Raw genomic sequence first — 21,131 nt, 5'->3', positions numbered from 1 at the left:
TTTACAGTCCTATTGCACTAATTACTTTACTAGCAGCTTCATCAATCTTTCCTTCACCATTTAGAACATATCTTACTGGAGCACCTGTAAGTACAGCGCAAGCAGATATCATGCCTGATTGAACATCTAATTCTTTTTTAATGTTAGGAAGAGTGATTTTATCCCTATTTCGAGTATCATCTTTCATACGTCTATTGTAAATTTCTTCAGGTTTTGCTGAAACAGAAACAAAGTTTGTGGGTTTAATTATTTTTAGAACATGTTCTGGTAAGCCAGGATAGTAACCCTCAGGAGAGTTGATAAATGCATGAGTATCAATAATTACTATTTCTTCATTGTATGCTGCAATTCTTTCTGCTGCAACTTTTTGAAGGCGTTGTTGTTCAGACACAGGAAGCTTTCTAAGTTCATCTCTGTCTGTTAGACCATTTGCTTTTGCAACTTCAAACATCAAAGTTCCAAAGCTTATCATGTGAACATTTTTGCCATTATTTTTTAGAATTTCAACTATCTTTGTAAGTAAAGTAGTTTTTCCAACTCCAGGAATTCCTATCATTACAACTTTTTTATTTTCTGCCAAGTAAAGCACCCAAACGCGGCATAAAGACTTCAACTTGTTCTTTCACTAATTGTGTGTAATAGTTGATGAGAATATCTACCATAAGTAAAATTCCGATTCCAGAACCAAAAACGCCCAATACATCAGATACTCCTGCTAAGAGTCCCAGTATTGCAGAGCCAATGATAGTAACAGATGGAATGTATTTGTTTAACAATGCTTCAACGGGTGCATTTGATCTTCTAAACCCAGGAATTTGTACATCAGCATCAAGCAAATTCTGAGCAGCGCTCTTTGGGGATAAACCACCAAGTTCTACCCATAATCTACCAAACACTATTACAATTCCAATCATAAACAAAACATAACCTACAGCACGCATGGGATCCAAAGCTGCAACATCTAAACCTCGAGGAGGAGTAATGTAGTAGATAATACCACCAACAGGAGTTGACGGACTAGTAGGATCAAATTGCGCTATAAAATTCATAAAGAAATTATTATTTCTCGGATTCATGTTTGCCCACAACATTTGAAATATGAAAACAGCATTCGCAGTTAATGCAGAAGCAAGTATGACAGGAATGTTAGAAACATACATCAATTTTATAGGATATACAGCAGAAAATCCTCTGTATTTTGTAGATACAATTGGAATCTCAATTTTCATACCCTGTGTAAATACAAGTATCAATAATATTCCAGCAGTAAGGAATATTCCAAATATGCTTGGGAGTTGATTCGAGCGAAAGAAAACATTAGACATGTCACCAGCCATTATTGACTGACCAATGTATGGAATAATTCCAATTGTTCCACCATCACCAGCAGGTAATGGACTAAACAAACTCCAAAGAATCTGTTGAGCAACACCTGCCATAATGAATAAACTAATTCCACTACCAAGACCCCAACCCTTTTGAATTAATTCATCTAAGAACATAATGATAATAGACGCTGCCATTAATTGACCAATCAACACATACAAAACATATGGTTCACCTATACCAGGACCATAAACTGCAATAGCATATACAATCGATTCAGCTACAATTACGACATATGTTACTAGTTTAGTAGCTGTCTGAAATATTCCTCTTTCTTCAGGCTTTTTAAAATCAAATTTGAGAATATCTGAACCTCTCAATAATTGCATCAAGAGTCCAGATGTAACTATGGGCCCAATACCCAATTCTACTAGGGTACCTTGTTGTGATGCAAAAATAACTCTTGCAAAGGCAAGAAAATCAAACTCAGGTGCACTGGCTCCAAATAATGGAGTCTGCCCCATGATCATATAGATAAGCAATGCAATTCCACACCACAACAATCTAGTTGGAAGTGGGATTTTTTTCTTAGGTTTTGGTACTTGAGGAAGATAAGGTTCTGCTTTAAAAACAACTTTTCGAATAATATTAGTGACGCTACCTTCAGCCATTATTAGATACCACTTCTCCCCCAACAGATTTTAGTTTCTCTTCAGCAGATGCTGTAAATTGTTGTATTCGGACGGAATATGCATTAGTAAGTTTTCCGCCACCAAGGAGTTTATCATATCCCATACTTTGAAGGTCTAGGACTTTCTTTCCACCTTCATCTTTACCAAACTTGGTAAACAAATCATCTAGATCTCTAAGACTAGCCCATTTTTTTATAATATTTGCGTGAGGTGTTCTAGGAATATCATGACCGTAATGATCTGGATCTTCTTTTATCATAGTACTCCTATGATGCTTCTTCATACCAGTTACTCCAAGACCACCTTTATGACCACTGGCACGATGTTGACCAACTTGTCCCCATCCCATATGTCGTCCACCTCTAAGTCGTCTAGTTTTTCGTAATCGAGTTGCCATGTTAAATCATTCTCCTAACAATAGCATCAAGTTCTTTATTTTGTCCTAGTATTCCCTTTTGTCCATACAATCTTTTGGTACTTTTTTTGAATCCAAGTCTTGGTGGTGCTAAAGCAAACCAAGGTTTTAGAGGTTTTAATTTTGATAGTGTAACTTTGCCATCAGCCAAAGCTGTTGCTAATTCATCAGTATTTGAAAAACCAAGTTTTTTTAGATCATCATCTGTGACTTTTTGATAACCACTTTTCCTTGCTTTTTTGTCAATTAGTTCTTTGGCCAAAGAAGCATCAAGTTCAACCCAAGACACATAATGTTGTACTTTTCTCAGCATTCCTAAAGTATTATCTTTAGCAGGTAGAATAGTCGCACGATATTTCTTATCTAATTTTAACAACGTCATCGTAGTTGTTGCCCAATAAGGACAATCCGCTTGGCCTTTTATTCTAACAACAAGATATGCATTTACCATTTTTTATCAACCTTGACTAAATGTCTGTCTAAGACAATCCAATACTGCTTTTGAAGTCGAATTCATTGTAGGAGTAGAACCTTTAGCTGTGGTCCATGCATCTTTAAGACCAGCTAATTCTAATAATCGTTTAATTTTACCACCTGCTACAAGACCTAATCCACGAGGTGCAGGAATGATTTCAATTGTAACACTACCACCTTTTCCTTTAACTTTGAATGGAACAGAATGTTTTTGATCACATCTACATTCCCAACTACCACATCCCATTTTGACTGGTTGAATGTTAAGATAAGCTTGACTTGTTGCTTTTTCAATAGCAATTCTCATTTGTTTTGATTTACCTTGACCAATTCCCAAATAACCATTTTCATTTCCAGTTGCAACAATTGCTTTGAATCTAGTAGATTGACCGTTTGTAGTCATTCTTTGAATAATACCCACGTCAACGACTTCACTTTTCAAATCAGGTAATAATTTTTTGATAATTCCTGATTCTTGAATTCTTAATCCTGATTCTATAATTTCTTCAAGTGATGAAATTTCACCTGACGCAACTTTTTGTCCTAAGATAGTTTTTGGAACCCAAACTTCTTCGTCTGGCTCTCTTCTTGGTCGTCTTGGACGATCGCCTCCTTTAGAACCTCCTGGTGGACCTCCGCCATATACAGGTGGACCTCGACCTCGTTGACCTCCTTTAGATTGTGCTGTTTGACTCATTTCTATTTAACCTCATTATCTATTGAAGATTTTATTTTTGAGATTTCATTTTTTATTGTCAAGTGTTCACCGTTAATTCTATCCTCTGGTGGAAATGTTTCTTCATCAGCTGGAACTTGAACGCCAGCATCAATCACACCTTTAAGAGCTGCTGCCATTCTTTGAGTATATCTTCTTGTTCCAGTATACAAAATAGCATCTTTTGCACCTTGTCCAAGTGCTTTCTTACCAGCTAAATATCCAGTAAGATATGCAGCAGGTACACTTTTTCTAGAACCTTTCCAACCTTTTTCAAGAAGATATCTAGAATGTGCAGATGCTAAAACTTTGTCTCCAGTCATTCCAGGCTTGAGAATTTGTACTTGTGTATTTTCATTAGTGATATTTACAGTGATAAAATCTCGCTTACCCATCAACATGGTTCCGCGTTTTTTATAATTGGTCTTTTCCTCTCTTAATCGTCGTAATATTTTTGAATAGGCCATCTATAGAAACCGAGTTTGAATCTGCTCTTATATACGTTAAGCGCGAATTAGAGCAGCAAGTAAAGCTTTCTGAGTATGTAAACGATTTTCTGCCTCATCCCAAACAACTGATTGAGGACCATCAATAACTGATGATGTGACTTCTTGTCCTCGTTTAGCTGGAAGACAATGTAAGAAGATCGCATTTTTCTTTGCAATATTCATCAGTTTTGAATTAATTTGATATTTTGGAAGGAATTTTTCGATTCGTTTTGGATCTTGATTATGAATAGAAGAATATGTATCAGTTACAACCACATCAGCATTTTTAGTTGCAAGTAAAGGATCAGTAGTTAATTCGATGTTTGTTAATTTTTGAGATTCTTTAACCACATAGTTTTCGGGTTCAAATCCTTTAGGAGTTGCAATAAACATATCAATTCCAGACAAGGCAGCACCATAAATCATAGAATTACACACATTATTTCCATCTCCTACCCAAGCAATTTTTAATCCTTTGAATTTTTTTTTCTTTTCTTTAATCGTCATAAAGTCTGCTAAAATCTGACATGGATGAAAAGAATCAGATAGTCCATTAATTACAGGAATGCTTGCATGTTCAGATAGTGTTTCCAATAACTTATGTTCATAAACACGTGCCATAATACAATCAGAATAACCTGAAAGAGTTTTTGCTGTATCTTCAATAGACTCACCACGAGACAATTGCATGTCATTAGATGATAAATTGATTGCATGACCACCTAATTGAAACATGCCAATTTCAAGACTAACACGAGTTCTAGTTGAAGGTTTTTGAAAAATCATGGTCAGTGTTTTATTTTTCAAAAGAGGTTTGCATATTCCTTTTTTGAGTTCTTTTTTTAATTGTATTGAAGAATCAATTAATCCTAAAAATTCCTTTGGAGTTAATTCTGCTAAAGTCAGCAGGTTTTTGGTTTTGAGTTTCATTTCCTAAAGAATCCGAATCTACCTCGTTTCTTTTTAGATTTTTCTTCTTTATCATGTTTTTGTATATTATTTGTATCAGATTTGTCATTGATTTCTTGATCTGAGGACGATCCTGATTGGCGTCTACCATGTTTAATCCAATCACGAATTTTATTTCCTAATAGAGTTGCATCGCGATCATTTTCAGGTGGAGGAATATCAAACAAATCAGAATATGTAGTAATATCAACATCGTCAATTCCGTCAAAAGGATCATTTGAAGATAATTCAGGTTCTGGTGTTGGTTCTGATGTTGGTTCTGATGTTGGTTCTGATGTTGGTTCTGGTTTATCAGATGTTTTAATTGTTACACCATCCAAGGATCCAAAAACATTTTCCAAAAAAACTTCTTTATCAAAGGGTATCAAATCAGGGTATTCTTGGCCGACTCCAACAAACATGACTGGAGTAGAAGTCACGTTAACAATAGATAATGCTGCACCACCACGAGCATCTGCATCACTTTTAGTTAGAATAGACCCGTTAAACTTGACATGTTCAAAGAATTCACGTGCTTGATTTACAGTATCATTTCCGGCTAAAGAATCACCGACAAAAATTTTCATATCAGGATTTACGACTTTGGTAATCTTACTAATCTGTTCCATCAGATTTTTACTTGTTTGCATTCTTCCAGCTGTGTCAATTAATACACAATCAGTTTTATGAGATTTAGCATAAAGAACTGCATCTCTAGCAACAGCTGCAGGATCAGATTCATAATTTTGTGCAACAATTTTTAGATTTAGTCGATTTGTGTGTTCTCGTAATTGTTCTATAGCACCGGCTCTGAAAGTATCAGCAGCGGCAATAACAACAGAATATTTTGCTTCTTTTAGCATATAAGCAACTTTGGCCAAAGAAGTAGTTTTTCCAGTTCCATTAATGCCAACAAATAAAATTAAAAATGGTAGTCCTTGTTTCTTTTTTTCGTTAATTTGTTCAAATAGATCAATTTTTCCAACAGAATCAAACATTGCAGAGATACTTGAAATCAAACTATCTTTAACAAATTTTTCAATTTCATTTTTAGCAACTTTTGAACCAATTAATTTTTCTTTTAAGTCAGATTTTATAGAATCAATTACTTCAATTGCAACATCAGATTCTAAAAGAGCAATTTCTAATTCAAAAAGAATATTCTCAATATCTTTTTCATTAAGCTCTTTCTCGCCAAGACTTTTCGCTGCATTTGAAAATGCATTACGAAGTTTGTCAAACATAGTTTATCCAGATTGCGGAGAAGACATAGATTGCATTAATTGATTTATCTGTGCTTTTCCTTGTTCTAACCGTGCTGCTGCATCTTGCTTTTTTGCAGCAGTGTCCTGTAAAGCAATTTCAATTTCTTTAATTCTTGCTTCAAGATAGTTTATTGCTGATGGAAAGTCTTTTTCAACTGCAATTCCTGCACCTATGTTCAAAACAATTTTTGAATTTGATGAAATTTTTGTTGGAACATATGTTCCCATTCCAATTGGGATCAATGTTTCTGATTCAGGTTTCTGACTTAATGATTTGATAGATTCAATGGAAGCAATTGCCTCTCTAAATATATTGAGAAATGTTCCTTCCCTATTAGACAAATCAGAGAAATAGTTTTCAAGCATTTGCATTTGCTGCATTAATTGTTCAGCCTGTTCTTCACTCATTTACAACAAACTTTTCTCAGATGGTTATAAATTCATTCATAGAATTGAAAAACCACAAGTGAGTAGATTAGTAAATAAAAAAAATAAAGATAGAACTTTATTTTGTTTGAGAGAATCTATTTTCTACTTCATCCCAATTAACTACATTCCACCATGCTGAGATATAATCAGGTCTTTTGTTTTGGTAGTTGAGATAGTATGCATGTTCCCATACATCACAGCCAAGTAAAGGTATCAATCCTTCAGTTCTAGGACTAGTTTGATTTGGCATTGATTTGTATTCAACCTTTCCAGAAGTAGGATTGAAAACTAACCATCCCCAACCACTGCCTTGAATTACAGCTGTAGTAGATGAGAATTTCTCTTTGAAGTCAGAGAAGCTTCCAAAAGAATTCTTAATTGCATCCGCAATAGATCCTCCAGGTTCTCCACCTCCATTTGGTTTCATATTATTCCAAAATAGCCTATGGTTATCATAACCACCACCGTTGAAATTAACTGCACCTCTTTGTGCTTCTGGTACTGATTTAATATCAGACAAAATGTCAATGATATCTTTTGATTGGATATCAGTTGGACATGCTTCAAGGGCTGCATTTAGTTTGTCAGTATATGCTTGATGATGTTTTGTGTGATGAATCTCCATTGTTTTTGCGTCAATATGAGGTTCTAATGCATCATAAGCATATGGCATTTCAGGAAGAGTGTATTTTCCCATGAGTAACTTAAGAATTGATTCAATTTATTGCTTTATGAAGCAATTCGTTTTTACTTACTAAATTTACAGATAATTTGTGAAATCATTAGGAATTTTTTCTCTATTGATAGTATTTTTAGGAATTTTTGTTTTGTCTCAAACTTTCCAATCTGAAAATGAAATTCGGACTTATCTACAAAGAAGTGTACCGTTTGTAGGAACAGACATTCCAAGAATGGATGGAATTAATGGGTATGGAATTAAAGTTGCAATCATAGATACCGGAGTGGATTTCAATCATCCAGATTTGTTCGGATGGGGACCAGATGGAAAAGTGATAGGAGGATATAATTTCATACAAGAAGGCGAACCGCCATTAGATACAAATGGTCACGGCACTCAAGTTGCAGGAGTAATTGCTGCAGATGGACAAATAATAGGAATTGCGCCCAAAGCAAAAATTTTAGCTTACAAAGTTTCAGAAGATGGAGAAGGAGTATCATCAGAATTAATAATTAAAGCAATTGAAAAAGCGATTGAAGATCAGGCAGACATTATCAATATTAGTTTAGGTGTTAACAAGACAAATTCAAAGATTGATGATGCAGTAAATTTAGCGTTAGAGAAAGAAATTTTTGTTGTAACTGCCGCAGGAAATGATGGACCAAAATTAAAAACGATTGGAAGTCCAGGAAGAAATTTTGGATCAGTGACAGTAGGCGCAACATACAACAATCTAACCTCTAGTTTGGTTGCAACGTTAGAAATAGACGATAAATCATTTACAGTGATTCCAATGGTTGGATCTTCAAAATTAGAAGAACCGATTACTGGAAAAATAATTTTTGGTGGACATGGAAAAGAAGGAGAGTTACAAGATTTGGATGTAGATAATGCAATTCTAATTGTTGAGAGAGGGAGTGACATAGAAGGGGAGTTACTGTATTTTTCAATTAAGGAAAAAAATGCTGCTGATGTAGGAGCAAAAGCATTAATTGTTTATAATGACAAGCCAGGAATTTTTTTGGGAGAATTAATTCATGAATTTATAGAACCAGGATACAAGCCACAAATCCCAGTAGTATCAATGGATAGAGAAGAAGGATTAAAGATTAAAGAATCAATTAAAGAAGATAGTAACGCAATATTACATTTATTTTACAATCCAGATTTTGTAGCACATTTTAGCTCAAGAGGACCAGTGTCGCCATTTTATATCAAACCTGAGATTGTAGCACCTGGAGCATACATTAACACTACACAAAATAATGGAGGGTATAATTTTACTAGTGGAACAAGCTATGCAGCACCACATGTAAGTGGAGCAGCAGCATTGTTACTACAGAAAAATCCAGAATTACACCATCATGAAATTAAATCCATATTGTTGACTACAGTTGAGCCTGTTTCAGATGCATATGGGCAAGAGTTTTCAATACATGAGGCAGGTGCAGGCAGACTAGATATAGAAAATGCTTATCGTGCAAAATTAATCATTTCGCCTCCAAATTTTGTCCTTAGTGTATCGTCAGAAGAACCAACAGGGGAGAAACAAATAGAATTAAAATTGCTTGAAGGAACCATAGAGGAGATAAATGTTAGATTTGAAGGACCAGAATTTATAAAATTCTCACACATCATTGAAGAAAACACATTAAGAATCAAAATTAGTATGAGTGAAGAAAGATTCGGGGATCATGAGGGTAAAGTAATCATCAATCATAAAGACATACGATATGTAGTTCCATTCCTAATACATTATACTCCAGGTTCTATTTCAGTAAATCAACAAAATCAAGATCTTATTTTTGAGATAAATCATCCAGATGAATGGAGTTTTGCAAAAATTTCAGCTATAAATAGTAAAGATGGAAGCATTCATACAACAACTACAACTCCAAATAAAAAAGCAACAGTAAAGATTTATGAGAATTCAGAATATTGGATAGATGCAAAAATTAGAGTTAACGGGAATACATCAGATGCATTTAATACAATTGAAATTAGTTCACTTTCAGAAAATCAGAAGAGAGTTGACATTATACAAATCCCTGAAAAACAAATTGGAATAATTACAATGATTTTAGTTGGAATAGTAATATTCGGTATTGTTAAAAGAAAACAATCTATTGAGAAATTTTAGGGCCTGCATCAATTATTTCATGTGAAACATTTTCAAATTTCTCAAAGTTTTCAACAAACATTTGAGATAATTTTTTGGCAGAAAGTTGATACGAATCTTTATCAATCCAAGTATTTTTTGGATCTAGAATTTCAGGAGGAACCCCACTCACTTCAACAGGAATATCTAGATTGAAAAGATCATCATGTCGATATTTGACAATATCAAGTGCGCCAGTTAGAGCTGCTGTAACCATTGCACGACTATATTGAATCTTAATTCTTTTTCCAACACCATATGGACCACCAGACCAACCGGTATTAACAAGATAAACCACAGTATTGTGTTTATTGATTTTATCACCAAGAAGTTTTGCATAGACTGATGCAGGTCTAGGCATAAATGGTGCTCCAAAACACTGAGAAAATACAGATTTTGGTTCTTTAATTCCTCTTTCAGTTCCTGCCAATTTACTAGTATATCCAGACATAAAGTGATACATTGCACCTTCTTTAGTAAGTCGAGAAATTGGAGGTAAAACCCCCAATGCATCAGCAGTTAAAAATACAATCACTTTAGGATGTCCTCCAACACTTGGGATTATTGCACCTGGGATGTAATCTAAAGGATATCCAACACGAGTATTTTCTGTTAATGTGTTATCGTCATAATCTGGAACATTGTTATTTAGAACAACATTTTCTAAAAGTGCTCCTGGTTTAATTGCATTCCAGATTTCGGGTTCTGCTTCTTGACTAAGATTGATACATTTTGCATAACATCCACCTTCAAAATTGAATGTTCCAGTATCAGACCAACCATGTTCATCATCACCAATTAATTTTCTGTTAGGATCTGCTGAAAGTGTAGTTTTACCAGTACCAGATAAACCAAAGAATAATGATGTGTCTCCTTTTTCACCAATATTTGCAGAGCAATGCATTGGAAAAATACCACGTTCTGGCAATAGAAAATTCATTACGCTAAACATAGATTTTTTCATTTCTCCTGCATATTCAGTGCCACCAATCAAAACAATTTTTCTTGTTAAATCAATTAGGATAAAGACATCAGTTCTAGTTCCATCAATTTCAGGAACTGCTACAAAGTCATTAATGCATAAAATTGTAAATTCAGGTTCATGAATTTCTAATTCTTGAGTGGTAGGTCGGATAAACAGATTACTTGAAAACATGCTTTGCCAAACATGATCATTGATTACTCTAATAGGTAAACGAGTTTCAGGATCAGCACCTACAAAACCATCAAAAACAAAAAGATCCTTATTATCAACAAAGTCTTTCATTTTTTCAAAGAGTTTCTCAAATTTTCCACTTGGAAATTGATGATTGATTTTTCCCCAATCAATTGTATCATGGGTTTTGTCATCATATACAATAAATCGGTCATCAGGAGATCTACCAGTATATTTTCCCGTATTAACTGAAAGTGAGCCTGTAGAATTTATCACACCCTCTTTGCGCTCAACTGCAAGTCTAACCATTTCATCTACACTTAGATTTCGATATACCTTGGAAGGATTAATTCCAAAAGAAGTTAATTGTGATGAGAATTTTTCAGTAGGTATAGTACTTAATATTTCAGTCAAATGACATATCTCCAAAAATTATTTTTTCAATCTCAGGCTGATTCATGAGGTATTCGATCCGCCTTGAATTTCCTTATTATCTTTTTCCCACATAGAATTTTTTTCTATCTAGGAACGTATTTATTCCAAAATTCAAGAGTCAATTTGATGCCTATTAACAAAGAAAAGATTGCAAAGAGACAAGAGGTAAAAGAACACAATCCAGACTTTGTCAGACCAGAAAGTTGGCGTTATGTTAGACTACAAACTAATTGGAGAAAACCAAAGGGTATTGATCATCATCAAAGAAAACAAAAGAGTAGAGGTCGTCCAGGTCTTGTAAAAGTTGGATATGGCGGACCAAAAAATGCAAGAGGATTACATCCTTCAGGGTATACAGATAATTTAGTTTTTAATTTAGGGGATTTGGAAAAACTAGATCCAAAAAAAGATGGTGTTAGATTTGGACACAGTGTGGGTACTAGAAAGAGAAAAGAAATTATTGTAAAAGCAATTGAAAACAAATTCAAAATATTTAACGCAAGAGTGAGTGCAAGTGGTAGTAAATCTTAAAGCTAAAAAAAGACTGGCAGCCAGAGTAACCGGCGTGGGAGTTCACAGAATAAAATTTGATGCAGATCATTTAGATGATGTTGCAGATGCAATTACTAGAGAAAATATTCGTAGTCTTATCACCGCAAATACAATCAAGATTAAACCATTTACAGGTACATCAAAAGGCAGAGCACATGTAAAGAAAGCCCAGAAAAATAAAAGAGGTACCACTCAAGGGTCTAAACAAGGAACAAAAGGTGCCAGAGTAGGTAAAAAAGAAGTATATGTAGCAAAAGTCCGTGCATTAAGACGATTATTAAAAATAGCAAAAGACAGAAAAGATTTGACTAATCCTGAATTTTGGTCCCTCTACAAAAAAGTCGGAGGAAATACGGTTAGAAACAAAGCACATCTCAGAACTTTAATGGATGAAATTAAAGAAAAACGAAAAGACTAGAAACGATAAATTTTATTTTTTAAATCAATTATTTTTCCATTTTGGATTTTAACACCCTCATCGTTTAGCATCTTGATTTTGACATGTTCTCCATAAGCATAACCACCAACTTTTCCAGTAGACATTACAACCCTATGACATGGAATGATTACAGGATAGGGATTTTTGTTCATTATTTTTCCAACTGTACGTTGCCCATTTTTGAGTCCAACAGATTTTGCCAATTCACCATATGTTGTGATTTGACCTTTTGGTACTTCAAGTAATTTTTTAAAAATTTTTTGTTGGAGATTCAAAGTTTGATTACCTCAAGTTCAGTTGATTTGAGAAAATCAAGTATTTTTTGTTTATTAGAACCTAATCCTCTCCAATCTAAAAGAGCAACTGTTGCCATACTGTTCTGTGTAAGAACATGAGAGAATAGTTCTTCATCGAGATCATCCAAAGCATGTTTTGGAATTACTGTACCAAGGGCATATTTCCCGTTCAATAATTCATCATTAAATTTTGAAGGATAATGAGTCCCACCAAAACATATTGCTACTGGATGTTCTTTGATTGGTTGTGACATCACCTGATGAACTATAGTCGCTACAGATTCACACAAAGATACATCATTCCATTGTTTTTCAGTAGTTCCAATTTCGATAAAGATGGAGGGTTTAGTAAGTGCAGTAGGTCCATGATGAGTAGCCTCAATTGTAATTTGAAAAGCAGAGAATTGTGATTGATTTTTTTTTAAAGTTTGCAGATATGTTTTTTGAAGATCAGGGTTGGGAATTGCAATTTGTCGAACATTTCCACCAAATTTTGCATCAGAAAAATTTCCAGTACTATGACAAGTCAAAGCTAACACACCAGATTCGGCAGCATGTTTTGAAAGAAATGTAAATCCATCGTAATCATATTTCTCTTCTAGCCAATCAGCAGAAATGGATGGGGTAGAAATCACAACAAGGTCATAATATTGTCCGTGAAATACATCATTCTCCAAAATCATTTCTTTTGAAAGAAATTTTGCCATATTGTAACCGGCAGGATCGTCCTGATACGCAACTAGAAGTTCCATGAGATAAGAGATATAAGGACACCTTATTAATTTCCACCAATGAACCCTAGGCAAACTATGAAAAACATGGTCAATACAATGAAAATGGCTAAAAAACCAGATAAAGAGGAATACCAACAACATCTTAGACTTGTATTATTAGGAATAGCTGGTGTAGGAGCTATAGGTTTTACTATACAGTTTGTCTTTTCTGTAATTACATTTGGGAGATAAAATTGTCAGAAGAAATAAAATCACACTTATTTGCAATTAGAACCACGGGTGGACAAGAAAAAGTAGTAATGAGATTATTAGAAGCAAAAGCTGCTACGAATCAAATTAACATTCAATCAGTCCTGTTAGTGGATAATCTTAAAGGATATGTTGTAATTGAGGCAATCAATCCAAGTGATGCATATATGGCAGTTGAAGGAGTTAGACACATTCGGGGTCAATTACGAGGAGAGTTAGAATTCAAAGATATTGAAGGATATCTTGTTAAAAAATCAACAGTTTCACAATTAGCAGTAGATAACATAGTGGAGATTACAGGAGGTCCATTCAAAGGAATGAAAGCAACTATCACCAGAATAGATGTTGAAAAAGAAGAAGCAACAGTTGTTTTGTTAGATGCATCATATCAATTACCAGTAACAGTAGACGCAAATTACCTAAAGCTTTCAAGTGAGGCTTAGGAAGGATTAAATTTTCATTTTAAGTTGATTTAACATGGGAGAACAAAAAGTATCAGCACTCGTAACAGGTGGAGGAGCATCAGCAGGTCCACCGTTAGGTCCGGCATTAGGTCCTCTGGGAGTAAACATTATGGAAGTCATACAATCAATTAATGATAAAACAAAAGACTTTGAAGGAATGAAAGTTCCTGTAACAGTAGCTGTTAATACAGACACAAAAAAATACACGATTGAAATCGGAATTCCTTCTGCAGCTGCATTAATTATGAAAGAAGCAGGAATCCAAAAAGGCTCAGGAGCTTCTGGAACTACATGGGCAGGAGACATAACAATGGATGCAGTTATCAAAGTGGCAAACACAAAACTCGAGAAATCTTATGCTTCTTCATTAAAATCGGTTGCAAAGACAATCATTGGAACATGTCTAGCATTAGGAGTAAAGGTGGAAGGCAAAACACCAAAAGAGATCACTGCCGAAGTGAATGAAGGTAAATGGGATGCAAAATTCCAATAACTATTTAATCAAATAAACAGGATTTTTGTCAGTTTTTTGTAATTCAACAAAGGTTTCAGTATTTTGAATACCTTCGATTTTTCCAATTTTTTCAATTACTACTGAATGAAGTGCTTCAAGATTTTTAGCATAAACTTGAATTATAATGTCAAACCTACCAGTGACTTCTGAAATGGAGACAACCTCAGTTATGTCTATGAATTTTTTATGAATAGAATCCTTTAACTTTGGATCTCGATTAATTCCCACCGAAGCCTTTACTCCTATTCCCAGTAAGGAATCGTCAATTTCAATGGTGAATTTTTTAATTAGTTTCTTCTTCATTAACCTCTTAATTCTACTATACAAAACGGATGCATTGATTCCAAGTTTTTTTGACAAAGCAGGAACTGAAATAGAACCATCAAGGGTCAATTCAAAAAGCAATTTCATATCTAATTCATCAAAGCGGTGCAACTTGTTAGAAAAACGTGGTTGTGATTTAATATATGTAGGTTTTGAGTAAAATTCCCTGTGAAATTGTAATTATTTTGTAGGAAATGTGTAATTATTTAAAAAAAATGCTTATCAAAAATCTCAACCTCTAAACGATTTTAAGTAGGCTGTCTAGGAAAATGTTCGTAATGATTACCGAAGCTCATCTTGCTGAGATGATTAAAAAAGCAAAAACAGCCACTAAACAAAAAAAGTTTAAGCAGTCAATAGAGCTGATTATGAGTTTCAAAGATATCGATGTAAAGAAAGGCTTTGCATTAAATGAGGTAGTCCAGCTACCAAAGACAAATTCACCTGCAACAGTTTGTGTGATGGCTACAGGAGATATGAGTGAAAAAGCAAAAAAAGCAAAAGCAGATTCAGTTATTGGATCTGCAGAATTGGATAAATTTGCAACTAACAAAAGAGAATCTCGAAAATTCATTAACAAATATGATTTCTTTTTAGCAGATACCAAAGTGATGCCAACAGTCGGAAAAACTTTGGGTCAATTTTTAGGTCCTAGAGGAAAAATGCCAACACCAGTACCATTTGATGCATCAATCGAGGCATTTTTACAAAGATTTAGATCATCAATTAAAGTTAGAACAAGAGCATCATTATCAACATCATGTAAAATTGGTGACGAAACCATGGAAGATGCAGATTTGGCAATTAATGCACATGCAGTACTAAGTGCAATTGAAAAAAAATTACCAAACGGAGAGAAGAACATGAGAAGAATCATCATAAAGACGACAATGGGTAAACCAATTAAAGAAATCCAAGAGGCAAAGAAGAAACATGCATGAAAATAGAACTACATATCCTAAAAAGAAAACTCAGATGTATCAACAATTACAAGAGCTTCCAAAAAAATACAAAGTAATTGCAATTATCAAAACGAATAAGGTTCGTTCAAGTCAGATCTTACCTTTAAGAAAAACTCTCAAAGATGAAGTGGAGATTATTTGTATCAAAGACAAAGTTGCAAAAATAGCATTAGACAAACTAGACATTCCAGGAATTAAAGAGATTGCCAAAGAACTGACAGGGCAATGTATGTTCATGTTTACAAACATGTCGCCATTCAAGCTTAACGTCCTCCTAGCCAAAAATAAAATCATGATGGGTGCAAGAGGAGGAGATATTGCAAGTATAGACATCGTGGTTCCTGCAAAAAACACAGGTATTGCACCAGGTCCAATGCTCACAGAATTCAAAGAAGCAGGAATTCCAACTAAAATAGATCAAGGAACAATTTGGATTTCAAAAGATAGTACACCAGTATTAAGAGGTGGAATAATTAATGAAAAATTAGCATCACTTTTAGGTAAATTAGATATCAAGCCAGTAGAAGCAGGAATTTCACTGTTTACAGCACTAGAAGAAGGCAAAAAATATGTAGAAGCAGAGATGATAATTGATGTTGAGAAGATAAGATCACAATTTTCACAAGCACACCAAGAAGCAGTTTCGTTATCAATCGAAGCAGCATACATTACTGCAGATAATATCTCACAAATTCTCAGCAAAGCTTCACAATATGCTCGTTCATTATCTATTGAATCAGGATTTATGACAGATGAGACAAAAGAGCAAATTTTGCAAAAAGCAAATGCTCAAGCAAAATCCGTTGCGAATCAAGCAAAAGATTACACACCAGCCTAAGTTTCTTGTACTTTAGGTAAATTCCAATTATACTTCATTGCAAGCAATCTAATACCAGTAGTAAATGCGATTCCAATAACAGATGCGATTTGTATATCTATACCAGATGAAAGAAACACATAGAAGATTGTGATTCCAACAATACTTGCAACTGCATAAACCTCTTTTACAAACACAATTGGAATTTCTCTTACAAACACATCTCTGAGAATTCCTCCACCTATCGCAGTAATTATTCCTGCAAAAAGCATAGGTAAAAAATTCAATCCAATTATTTGATATGCTATTGATGAACCAATAATTGAGAAAACACCTAACCCTACTGCATCAAAAATTAACCATACATTCATTTGTTTTTTTAGTTTAGAGTAAAGAAAAAACATGGTTACTCCAGTAATAACAGAAATAGTAACATAGATTGGATCTGAAAAAGCAGTTGGAAATCGTCCAAAAATCACATCACGAGTTATACCGCCAGACACACCTACAACAGTTGCTAAAACAATAATTCCAAAAATATCAGCTTTATGTGAAATTGCCTTTGCTGCACCTGTAACTGCAAAAGCTATCGTACCCAAATAATCAAGAAGACTAATGAAGCCATCTATTGGAAAAGCGAAATCTACCAATTAACAAAATTGCAATACAAGTCCTAATTAAGATTAACAAAAATAAAAATCAAAATTAAATTGAAAAAAGTAAAGTTGTTTAGCCGAATAGAGAAGACAATCCTTCCATGGCTGCTTCTTCGCTTTTACCTGTATCTTTAGGTTTTTCTTCCTTTGCTTCAGCGGCTGCTGCTGGTGCGGCTGCTGCTGCAACTGCTACAGGTGCGGCTTTAACTGCCTCATCGATATTTACATCGGCTAAGGCTGCTACTAGTGCTTTAACTTGAGCTTCATTAACATCAGCACCAGATGCTTTAACAACTGAGCTGATATTGGCTTCGTTAACTTCTTTTTCTAGCTTGTGAAGAAGTAAAGCAGCGTAAACATATTCCATTGTATCGAGATTTTCTTAGGGCATAATATAAAACTATGCAGAAGTTATGCATAAAAATTGAAAATCAGTTCAAAATTTTGAGACTTCGACAAACAGAATATAATGTTCGTTTTAGATGGGTATCAGTCAAAGTATCCATTCTATGTCGTAAAACTCGTTTTGCTTCATCTCTTTCAGAACCTGACGGTAAAGATAAAACAGTATTAATGAATTCAGGTAAAGATTCACGAATCCAACCATCTAACATTGCATAAATTTTTGGAGGAAGAATATCACATTTATCAGTATCAAGATCTAATACATCAGCAAAATTTTCATGTTCAACTCTATACACTAAAGCTAACACCACATTATCTGGTGTTGGATGTTCAAGTATTTCTTGTGATCGTTCACCTGTCTTTCCTTGCGCTATTTTATTTTTCAAACCAACTGGATTAACAATTACACCGCTAACTCCAACTTTTTTTCCATCTATCCCAGTAACCATCCCAAAAATAAAATCATTGAAATCACCATTTTTTTTAATTGAGAAAACAGGAGTTCCTTCCTTTAAAACAGGTTTTTTACCAAACATGAATAGAAGACATTATGTATTGTATTTATTACTATCAAATCGGACATAATAGTCACCAATTATTTCCATTGTAAAAAACCGACATCAGAAGGTTAGTCTATTGAAAATAGAAAGAAAATTCCACGAGGTCTCAGATTTGAGAAATCAGTTCTTTGGCTTTATGGAATCAGGGTATTTTGCCACATAATGAAACATGCACAATCTGTCAGTATTGCATTGACATTTCATAATTGTGCAGAATAAAACTAGTATAAAAAAATATCACATGATAAATTCTGATCTCAATGTAGTGAACGACAATTCTTAATATCGGATGAAAGCAGGCTCAACGTTGGATAAAAAAGAGATCTTAAAAGAATTTTCATCCGATCCTGACAGATATTACAGGGTAAAATTATTCCAAGAGCAAGGTTTTGTTAGAAAGGCATGCTCAAAATGCGGCAGATTTTTTTGGACTCTAAATGCAGGACGAAATTTATGCCCGGATGACGCAGACGATACGTACTCATTCATTGGTGAACCACCAACTTCAAAGAGATTTGATTACACGCAATCTTGGAAACAAGTAGAAGAGTTTTTCGTAAAAAATAATCACACATCAGTTAGTAGATATCCAGTGGTATGCAGATGGCGAGATGATTTGTTTTTTACAATTGCGTCAATTGTGGATTTTCAAAGAATAATGGGTTCTAAAGTAGTATTTGAATTTCCTGCAAATCCATTGGTAGTGCCACAAACCTGTTTGAGATTCAAAGATTTAGAAAATGTAGGAGTTACAGGTAGACACTTTTCAAGTTTCTGTATGATTGGCCAACATAGCATTCCAGATGCACAGGGGTATTGGAAAGATGAATGTGTGGATTTAGATTTTAGATTATTAACAGATCAATTTGGCATAAAAAAAGAAGAAGTTGTATTTGTTGAAGATGTGTGGGCAGGAGGAGGATCTTTTGGTCCATCACTGGAATATTTTGTCAGAGGTTTAGAACTAGGAAATGCAGTGTTTACAGAATTTCAAGGAGAACTAGGTAAACATACTACACTTGATCAAAGAGTTATAGACATGGGTGCAGGATTAGAAAGATTTGCATGGATTACAATGGGAACACCAACTGCATACGATTGTTGTTTTGGCCCAATCAATCAAAAATTATTTGAGAAAATTGGAATTGATTCTGATTCAGAAGTATTAAGAAAATACTTTACAGAAATTGCAAAGGCATTAGATAATTTTGAAGATCTTAATGAGGTCAGACGTCATGCAATAAAGAAAGCAGGATTATCAGATGATCAACTAAACAAAATGATCATGCCTTTAGAAGGAATATATTTGATTGCAGATCATCTTCGAACTTTGATATTTGCAATTACTGATGGAGCTTTACCAAGTAATGTAGGTGGCGGATATAACCTAAGAATGATGTTACGAAGAATCAATGCAACAATTAGCAAACTCAACCTCAGTCTTGACATAGATGATTTGATTGACACGCATATTGACTATCTCAGAGACACATATCCAGAGCTTGATGAGAAAAGAGAAGATGTCAAACAAATTCTCAAAATAGAATCAGCAAGATATGAAGAATCAAAGGTACACATGAAGAAGAAAGCAGAAAAAATTCGAGGTAAAGGTACACCTAGTGTAGATGAACTGATCACATTATACGAATCAGATGGTATCACGCCAGAATATCTCAAAGAAGTTGATGCGATTTCAGAGATCCCATCATCATTTTATTCTAAATTATCTGATTTACACCAGTCTGAAAAGAAAAAGGCAATAGCAGAGCTTCCACTAGATGAGCTACCTGAAACTGAGACTCTATTTTACAAAGATGATCCAATGGAGTTTGAGGCCAAAGTAATCAAAGTCTTTGATGACCAAGTGGTATTAGATAGAACTTCATTTTATGCACGAGGAGGAGGACAAGAACCAGACCATGGCAACATAGCAGGATTCAATGTGATTAATGTAGATAAACATGCAAACATTATCGTTCACAGACTTGAAGGAGGAGTGCCAAAAGAAGGAGAAATAGTTTCATGCAAAGTCGACGAAACTAGACGAGCAAATATTACCAAAAACCATACAAGCACACACATTCTAAATACATCATCTCGAAAAATTTTAGGATCATGGATTTGGCAGCATTCAGCTTTCAAAGAAGCAGATCATGCAAGATTAGACATCACACATCACTCTTCACTAACTGATGAACAAGTAAAACAAATTGAAGATGAATCTAATGCAATGGTTAAACAGAATTATCCTGTAAACATAGAATATTTTGATAGAGGTACTGCTGAACAAAAATATGGATTTAGAATTTATCAAGGTGGAGTAGTTCCAGTAAAATCTGTACGAATTGTATCAATAGAAGATAAAGATATTGAAGCTTGTGGCGGAACACATGTAAAGAAAACTGGAGACATAGAACTAATCAAAATTACAAAGACTAAAAGAATTCAAGACGGAGTTGTACGTCTAGAGTTTGTTTCAGGCCCTACTGCGTTTGAGTATGTTAAACAACAAGAAGCGAATTCAAAGAAACGAGCAGAAGAGCAAATTGCAAAACAAGCATTAGAAAAACAAAGGGATGAAAATAAACAAAAAGCTAGAGAATACATTCCAATATTATTAGAAAAGATCTTATCTGGAGAATCAGGAGATATTGAAGGTATTACTGTAAAAGATAAACTCTGCTTTACTGCAAGTGAAAATTATGATGATTATTTCCATCAAAACTTTGGAAAGAAACTAGTTGCCAAAGATAGTAAAGCCGCATTTTGTGGAATTTTTGAATCAGGGCCAACTGTTAGAATTATGGTGCATGCAGGAGAAGAATCAGGTGTAAATTCGGGTGAGATAGCTAAGGAAATAGCCTCAATTTTAGGGGGGTCTGGTGGTGGTGATACAAAATTTGCTCAAGGTGGAGGAAAAGACACATCTAAAAAAGACGAGGCAATAACCAAAGCAAAATCAATGATTTTAGGATAACA

Annotated in this window: 26 protein-coding genes; 9 read left to right on the top strand and 17 right to left on the bottom strand. The window is 34.4% G+C overall.

Going from position 1 to position 21,131, the window contains the following annotated elements; all coding sequences use genetic code 11:
* Position 1 precedes the first annotated feature (1 nt).
* From WDZ98_RS05690 to WDZ98_RS05645, 10 genes are all read right to left on the bottom strand, one after another.
* Entirely contained in the window at positions 2-589 is a 588-nt protein-coding gene (locus tag WDZ98_RS05690) for an adenylate kinase (RefSeq protein WP_368059097.1), read from the bottom strand.
* Entirely contained in the window at positions 567-1,997 is a 1,431-nt protein-coding gene (secY, locus tag WDZ98_RS05685; RefSeq protein ID WP_368059099.1) for a preprotein translocase subunit SecY, read from the bottom strand. The genes WDZ98_RS05690 and secY overlap by 23 nt, the downstream gene beginning before the upstream one ends.
* Positions 1,990-2,415 (bottom strand): uL15 family ribosomal protein, encoded by a 426-nt coding sequence (locus WDZ98_RS05680; protein WP_368059101.1) that lies wholly within the window; start codon positions 2,413-2,415, stop codon positions 1,990-1,992. Before WDZ98_RS05680 ends, secY begins: the two co-directional genes overlap by 8 nt.
* Position 2,416: 1 nt before the next feature.
* A complete protein-coding gene (locus WDZ98_RS05675) occupies positions 2,417-2,884 on the bottom strand; it encodes a 50S ribosomal protein L30 (RefSeq protein ID WP_368059103.1) in 468 nt (155 codons plus the stop codon).
* A gap of 6 nt (positions 2,885-2,890) precedes the next feature.
* A complete protein-coding gene (locus tag WDZ98_RS05670) occupies positions 2,891-3,604 on the bottom strand; it encodes a 30S ribosomal protein S5 (protein ID WP_368059105.1) in 714 nt (237 codons plus the stop codon).
* A gap of 2 nt (positions 3,605-3,606) precedes the next feature.
* Entirely contained in the window at positions 3,607-4,089 is a 483-nt protein-coding gene (locus tag WDZ98_RS05665; RefSeq protein WP_368059107.1) for a 50S ribosomal protein L18, read from the bottom strand.
* Positions 4,090-4,125: 36 nt separating this feature from the next.
* Positions 4,126-5,040 carry an ornithine carbamoyltransferase gene (argF, locus tag WDZ98_RS05660; protein ID WP_368059109.1) on the bottom strand — a complete coding sequence of 305 codons (915 nt, stop codon included), beginning with the start codon at positions 5,038-5,040 and terminating at the stop codon, positions 4,126-4,128.
* Entirely contained in the window at positions 5,037-6,302 is a 1,266-nt protein-coding gene (gene ftsY / locus WDZ98_RS05655) for a signal recognition particle-docking protein FtsY (protein WP_368059111.1), read from the bottom strand. Before ftsY ends, argF begins: the two co-directional genes overlap by 4 nt.
* Before the next feature lie 3 nt (positions 6,303-6,305).
* Positions 6,306-6,731 carry a prefoldin subunit alpha gene (gene pfdA, locus WDZ98_RS05650; RefSeq protein WP_368059113.1) on the bottom strand — a complete coding sequence of 142 codons (426 nt, stop codon included), beginning with the start codon at positions 6,729-6,731 and terminating at the stop codon, positions 6,306-6,308.
* Positions 6,732-6,828: 97 nt separating this feature from the next.
* Positions 6,829-7,449, bottom strand: a complete 621-nt coding sequence (locus WDZ98_RS05645; protein WP_368059115.1) for a superoxide dismutase — start codon at positions 7,447-7,449, stop codon at positions 6,829-6,831.
* A gap of 103 nt (positions 7,450-7,552) precedes the next feature.
* On the opposite strand from WDZ98_RS05645, the gene WDZ98_RS05640 reads away from it, so the two are divergent.
* A complete protein-coding gene (locus tag WDZ98_RS05640; protein ID WP_368059117.1) occupies positions 7,553-9,571 on the top strand; it encodes a S8 family serine peptidase in 2,019 nt (672 codons plus the stop codon).
* Here the strand turns inward: WDZ98_RS05640 and pckA are convergent.
* Entirely contained in the window at positions 9,555-11,159 is a 1,605-nt protein-coding gene (pckA, locus tag WDZ98_RS05635; RefSeq protein ID WP_368059119.1) for a phosphoenolpyruvate carboxykinase (ATP), read from the bottom strand. The two genes, WDZ98_RS05640 and pckA, sit on opposite strands and share 17 nt — an antisense overlap.
* 147 nt (positions 11,160-11,306) lie before the next feature.
* On the opposite strand from pckA, the gene WDZ98_RS05630 reads away from it, so the two are divergent.
* Both WDZ98_RS05630 and WDZ98_RS05625 read left to right on the top strand, forming a co-directional pair.
* Positions 11,307-11,711, top strand: a complete 405-nt coding sequence (locus tag WDZ98_RS05630; protein ID WP_368059121.1) for a 50S ribosomal protein L32e — start codon at positions 11,307-11,309, stop codon at positions 11,709-11,711.
* Complete coding sequence (locus tag WDZ98_RS05625) at positions 11,695-12,150, top strand: 50S ribosomal protein L19e (protein WP_368059123.1); 456 nt, start codon at positions 11,695-11,697, stop codon at positions 12,148-12,150. Before WDZ98_RS05630 ends, WDZ98_RS05625 begins: the two co-directional genes overlap by 17 nt.
* Here WDZ98_RS05625 and WDZ98_RS05620 read toward each other — a convergent pair.
* Together WDZ98_RS05620 and WDZ98_RS05615 are read right to left on the bottom strand one after the other, a co-directional pair.
* Positions 12,147-12,446 (bottom strand): methylated-DNA--[protein]-cysteine S-methyltransferase, encoded by a 300-nt coding sequence (locus tag WDZ98_RS05620; protein WP_368059125.1) that lies wholly within the window; start codon positions 12,444-12,446, stop codon positions 12,147-12,149. The genes WDZ98_RS05625 and WDZ98_RS05620 overlap by 4 nt on opposite strands.
* On the bottom strand, positions 12,443-13,219 hold the full coding sequence (locus WDZ98_RS05615; protein WP_368059127.1) for a D-aminoacyl-tRNA deacylase: 777 nt from the start codon (positions 13,217-13,219) through the stop codon (positions 12,443-12,445). The genes WDZ98_RS05620 and WDZ98_RS05615 overlap by 4 nt, the downstream gene beginning before the upstream one ends.
* Positions 13,220-13,258: 39 nt before the next feature.
* Here WDZ98_RS05615 and WDZ98_RS05610 point away from each other — a divergent pair, with 39 nt between their 5' ends.
* From WDZ98_RS05610 to WDZ98_RS05600, 3 genes are read left to right on the top strand one after another with little or no spacing between them, the layout of a single operon-like run.
* Positions 13,259-13,432: a protein translocase SEC61 complex subunit gamma gene (locus tag WDZ98_RS05610; RefSeq protein ID WP_368059129.1), complete on the top strand. Its 174-nt coding sequence runs from the start codon at positions 13,259-13,261 to the stop codon at positions 13,430-13,432.
* Between the two features lie 2 nt (positions 13,433-13,434).
* On the top strand, positions 13,435-13,893 hold the full coding sequence (locus WDZ98_RS05605; RefSeq protein WP_368059131.1) for a transcription elongation factor Spt5: 459 nt from the start codon (positions 13,435-13,437) through the stop codon (positions 13,891-13,893).
* A gap of 34 nt (positions 13,894-13,927) precedes the next feature.
* Positions 13,928-14,407, top strand: a complete 480-nt coding sequence (locus tag WDZ98_RS05600; protein ID WP_368059133.1) for a 50S ribosomal protein L11 — start codon at positions 13,928-13,930, stop codon at positions 14,405-14,407.
* On the opposite strand, the gene WDZ98_RS05595 is transcribed toward WDZ98_RS05600, so the two are convergent.
* Complete coding sequence (locus WDZ98_RS05595) at positions 14,408-14,839, bottom strand: Lrp/AsnC family transcriptional regulator (RefSeq protein ID WP_368059135.1); 432 nt, start codon at positions 14,837-14,839, stop codon at positions 14,408-14,410. It abuts the gene before it with no gap.
* Between the two features lie 191 nt (positions 14,840-15,030).
* On the opposite strand from WDZ98_RS05595, the gene WDZ98_RS05590 reads away from it, so the two are divergent.
* Both WDZ98_RS05590 and WDZ98_RS05585 read left to right on the top strand, forming a co-directional pair.
* Complete coding sequence (locus WDZ98_RS05590) at positions 15,031-15,693, top strand: 50S ribosomal protein L1 (RefSeq protein WP_368059137.1); 663 nt, start codon at positions 15,031-15,033, stop codon at positions 15,691-15,693.
* The gene (locus tag WDZ98_RS05585) at positions 15,686-16,552 is read left to right on the top strand and encodes a 50S ribosomal protein L10 (RefSeq protein WP_368059139.1); all 867 of its coding nucleotides are present in this window, start codon (positions 15,686-15,688) and stop codon (positions 16,550-16,552) included. The genes WDZ98_RS05590 and WDZ98_RS05585 overlap by 8 nt, the downstream gene beginning before the upstream one ends.
* Here WDZ98_RS05585 and WDZ98_RS05580 read toward each other — a convergent pair.
* The 3 genes from WDZ98_RS05580 to WDZ98_RS05570 form a co-directional block, all read right to left on the bottom strand.
* A complete protein-coding gene (locus WDZ98_RS05580) occupies positions 16,549-17,181 on the bottom strand; it encodes a trimeric intracellular cation channel family protein (protein WP_368059141.1) in 633 nt (210 codons plus the stop codon). The two genes, WDZ98_RS05585 and WDZ98_RS05580, sit on opposite strands and share 4 nt — an antisense overlap.
* 79 nt (positions 17,182-17,260) lie before the next feature.
* Positions 17,261-17,554, bottom strand: coding sequence for a 50S ribosomal protein P1 (gene rpl12p, locus WDZ98_RS05575; RefSeq protein WP_368059143.1), 294 nt, complete (start codon positions 17,552-17,554; stop codon positions 17,261-17,263).
* A gap of 64 nt (positions 17,555-17,618) precedes the next feature.
* The gene (locus tag WDZ98_RS05570; RefSeq protein WP_368059145.1) at positions 17,619-18,128 is read right to left on the bottom strand and encodes a hypothetical protein; all 510 of its coding nucleotides are present in this window, start codon (positions 18,126-18,128) and stop codon (positions 17,619-17,621) included.
* Between the two features lie 331 nt (positions 18,129-18,459).
* On the opposite strand from WDZ98_RS05570, the gene alaS reads away from it, so the two are divergent.
* Positions 18,460-21,129, top strand: a complete 2,670-nt coding sequence (alaS, locus tag WDZ98_RS05565; RefSeq protein WP_368059147.1) for an alanine--tRNA ligase — start codon at positions 18,460-18,462, stop codon at positions 21,127-21,129.
* Positions 21,130-21,131 lie beyond the last annotated feature (2 nt).

The organism is Candidatus Nitrosopumilus sp., from assembly GCF_040878665.1.
GTDB lineage: Archaea > Thermoproteota > Nitrososphaeria > Nitrososphaerales > Nitrosopumilaceae > Nitrosopumilus.
The sequence above is the reverse complement of the archived record's forward strand: the minus strand, read 5'-3'. Positions and strand labels throughout refer to the sequence as shown.